The 2,859-nt window shown below is 67.0% G+C and carries 3 protein-coding genes and 1 pseudogene; 1 reads left to right on the forward strand and 3 read right to left on the reverse strand.

The genetic code is table 11. From position 1 onward, the window contains the following. Positions 1–83: 83 nt before the first annotated feature. A pseudogene (locus ACQR1B_RS36100) lies at positions 84–212 on the forward strand (transposase); the annotation flags it as partial. 105 nt (positions 213–317) lie between these two features. Here the strand turns inward: ACQR1B_RS36100 and tnpC are convergent. The 3 genes from tnpC to tnpA all read right to left on the reverse strand — a co-directional run bounded on the left by tnpC (position 318) and on the right by tnpA (position 2,777). Then, positions 318–1,922 carry an IS66 family transposase gene (gene tnpC, locus ACQR1B_RS36105; protein WP_434837649.1) on the reverse strand — a complete coding sequence of 535 codons (1,605 nt, stop codon included), beginning with the start codon at positions 1,920–1,922 and terminating at the stop codon, positions 318–320. Between the two features lie 70 nt (positions 1,923–1,992). Continuing rightward, positions 1,993–2,346 (reverse strand): IS66 family insertion sequence element accessory protein TnpB, encoded by a 354-nt coding sequence (gene tnpB, locus ACQR1B_RS36110; RefSeq protein ID WP_434837650.1) that lies wholly within the window; start codon positions 2,344–2,346, stop codon positions 1,993–1,995. Then, entirely contained in the window at positions 2,343–2,777 is a 435-nt protein-coding gene (gene tnpA, locus ACQR1B_RS36115; RefSeq protein WP_434837651.1) for an IS66-like element accessory protein TnpA, read from the reverse strand. Before tnpA ends, tnpB begins: the two co-directional genes overlap by 4 nt. Between the last annotated feature and the right edge of the window lie 82 nt (positions 2,778–2,859).

Genomic DNA, 2,859 nt, shown 5'->3' on the forward strand with positions numbered 1-2,859 from the left:
GTAAGCGATCATTTCCCCCCACCTTGTTGCTGGCGGTTTGATCGTCAACATGCGTTCCGTCTTTGAGATGGCGGTTTGCGCAGATGATCGAACATGCAGTCGAGGTGTCACCTGCTGGGCTCAGGCGCCGGCGGTGGAGCGCGGAGAGCAAGGCACGGATCGTTGCGGAATCGCAGGCGCCCGGGGCTGTCGTTTCGGAGGTCGCGCGTCGCCATGGTCTGTCGCCATCGCAGTTGTCAGCCTGGCGCAAGGCCGCCCGCGACCCTGGCACCGGGCGGACGGCAAGAGGACGCCCGGGCACGGTCGCGATCCGGGCGTCAGACGGCGAGCTGGCTGGCGTGCTGCTTGGCCCAGGCCCAGGGCATGAGCTCGTCGAGGCGCGAGGCCGGCCAGAGATTGACCAGCCTGGTGAGGACGTCGGTGAGATAGGCCTGCGGTTCGACGCCGCACAGCTTGCAGGTCTCGATCAGCGAAGCGATGCAGGCCCAGTTCTCCGCGCCCTGATCATGTCCGGCGAACAGCGCATTCTTGCGGTTCAGAACGAGGGGGCGGATGCTTCGCTCGACGATGTTGGTATCGAGCTCGATGCGGCCATCGTCGAGGAACCGCGTGAGGCCGTCCCAGTGGTTCAGGGCGTAGCGGATGTGCTCGGCGATCTTGGCCTTGCCGGAGATGCGGGTGAGCTGCAGCTCGAACCAGGCCTCGAGCGCCAGCACGATGGGCTTGCTGCGCTCCTGGCGTATCGTGCGCCGCTCCTCGGCGCTGCGGCCGCTGATCGTCTTCTCGATGCCATAGAGGGCGGCGATCCGCGCCAGCGCTTCGCTCGCGATCGGTGCTGGACCGTTCTCGGCGACGTCGTAGAAGCGGCGGCGCAGATGCGACCAGCAGAAGGCAAGCGTGATCGCCTCGCCAGCGGGACCGTTGGCAATGGTCTTGTAGGCGGCATAGCCGTCGCATTGCACGATGCCGCGATAGCCGTCGAGCAGCTCGAGCGCGTGGATGGCGCCGCGACCGGGGGCGTAGGTGTAGGCCACCGCCGGCGGGTCGGTCCCGCCCCAGGGCCGATCGTCGCGCGCAATAGCCCAGAAGAAGCCCTTCTTGGTGCGGCCGCGGCCGGGCTCCAGCACCGGCGCCGTGGTCTCGTCGACTGCTATCTTGCTCGCGGTCAGAATGATCTCGCGCAGCCGCCGCCACAGCGGATGAAGCTCCGCGGCAGCATAGCCCACCCAGAACGCCAGCACGGCGCGCTTGATGTCGATGCCCTGCGCCAGCAGCATCTGGGCCTGCCGATGGAGCGGCAGATGCCAGGCATATTTGGCGACCAGCACGTGGGCGACCATCGCCTCGGTGGGCAGCCCGCCCTTGATCAGCCGCTCTGGTGCCGGCGCCTGAACCACGCCATCCGTGCAGGCCCGGCAGGCATATTTGGGACGATGCGTGACGATCACGCGGAACTGCGCCGGAACGACGTCGAGCCGCTTCGACGTTTCCTCGCCAATCACGTGCATTGCCGCATGGCAGCACGGGCAGTTGGTGTCTTCCGGTGCAATCGTCACGTCGATGTGCGGCAGATGGGGCGGAAGCGAGCCCCGATGGGCGCGGCGCTGCTCGGCGCGCTGGCGAGCGCCCGCGGGATCCTTCTTGACCTCGGCCGCCTCGTGGGCGGCCACGGCCTGCTCGATATCCTCGATTGCCAATTGCAGTTGTTCCGGATCGAGCTTCTCCGAGCGGCGCCCGAACTGCGCGCGCTGCAGCTGCCGCAGGAGGTGGCGCAGCCGGTCCATCTGCGACAGCGCGTGGTCGCGTGCCGTGATCGCAGCGTCGCACATTGCGATCGCAGCATCGCGCTCCGCGCGCGCCGCCGTCACCAGCGCCTGCAGCGCGTCGATCTCGGCAGGAAGCTGATCCGTGACGTCGTCCACATCACCACTCGATCTGATTCGCGAGATGTTGTGGCATACGAAGCGCGCACGATTCAATTGGTCGAAGCGCTCATGATGCCGCTGACGGCTGCGCAACCTCCTGGGCATGCAGACGCGACCAGTCCAGGCCGTCCATCAGCGCGGCGAGCTGCGAGGCGGACAGCCGCATCACACCATCGCTGATCGGCGGCCAGCGGAACGCGTTCTGCTCGAGACGTTTCCACAGCAGCACCAGTCCGGTGCCATCCCAGACCAGGATCTTCAAGCGGTCTGCGCGCTTCGAACGGAAGACGAAAATCGTTCCCGAGAACGGATCATGCCGGAGCTGCTCGCGCACCAGCGCTGCGAGGCCGTCGGCCCCCCTGCGGAAATCGACCGGCCGCGTCGCAATCATGACCTTCACGCCCGTCGACGCCGCAATCATGGGACGACCGCCTTCACGGCCCGCAGCACATCGCCCAGCCATGTCGGGTCGATCCCGACTGTGGCACGAACCGTGGCTGCCCCGATCACGATCTCGATCATTTGTGAGCCGCTTGGCGCTACTGGCGCAACCGGCGCCGCTTCCGCAGGTCGACGTTCTTCGACGACAACGGCCGCAAAAGCCGGGGTGTCGTGCTCCGCCGGACGCAAAGCCTGTCGGCTGGTCTGCCGACGCCAGCCGAACAGTTGCTGCGGCGTCAGACCGTGTCGGCGCGCCACCGCCGTGACGGTCTCGCCATCGCCGCAGCTCTCGGCGACAATCTGCGCCTTCTGCTCGGCCGTCCAGACGCGGCGCCGTCCCGTCCCGGTAAACACCTCGAGCCGACGCACCGGCTCCGGCTTGGATTTGTGCAAAAGCTCGGTGTCCGACACGTGTCCAGCTCGCTTCGACTCAGCCGCCGAACACTCGCTCATCACCCCGCCGTCTTGAAGGTGGGGTCTAACGGTCGCTTAC

Source organism: Bradyrhizobium oligotrophicum (assembly GCF_051168495.1).
GTDB lineage: Bacteria > Pseudomonadota > Alphaproteobacteria > Rhizobiales > Xanthobacteraceae > Bradyrhizobium > Bradyrhizobium oligotrophicum_A.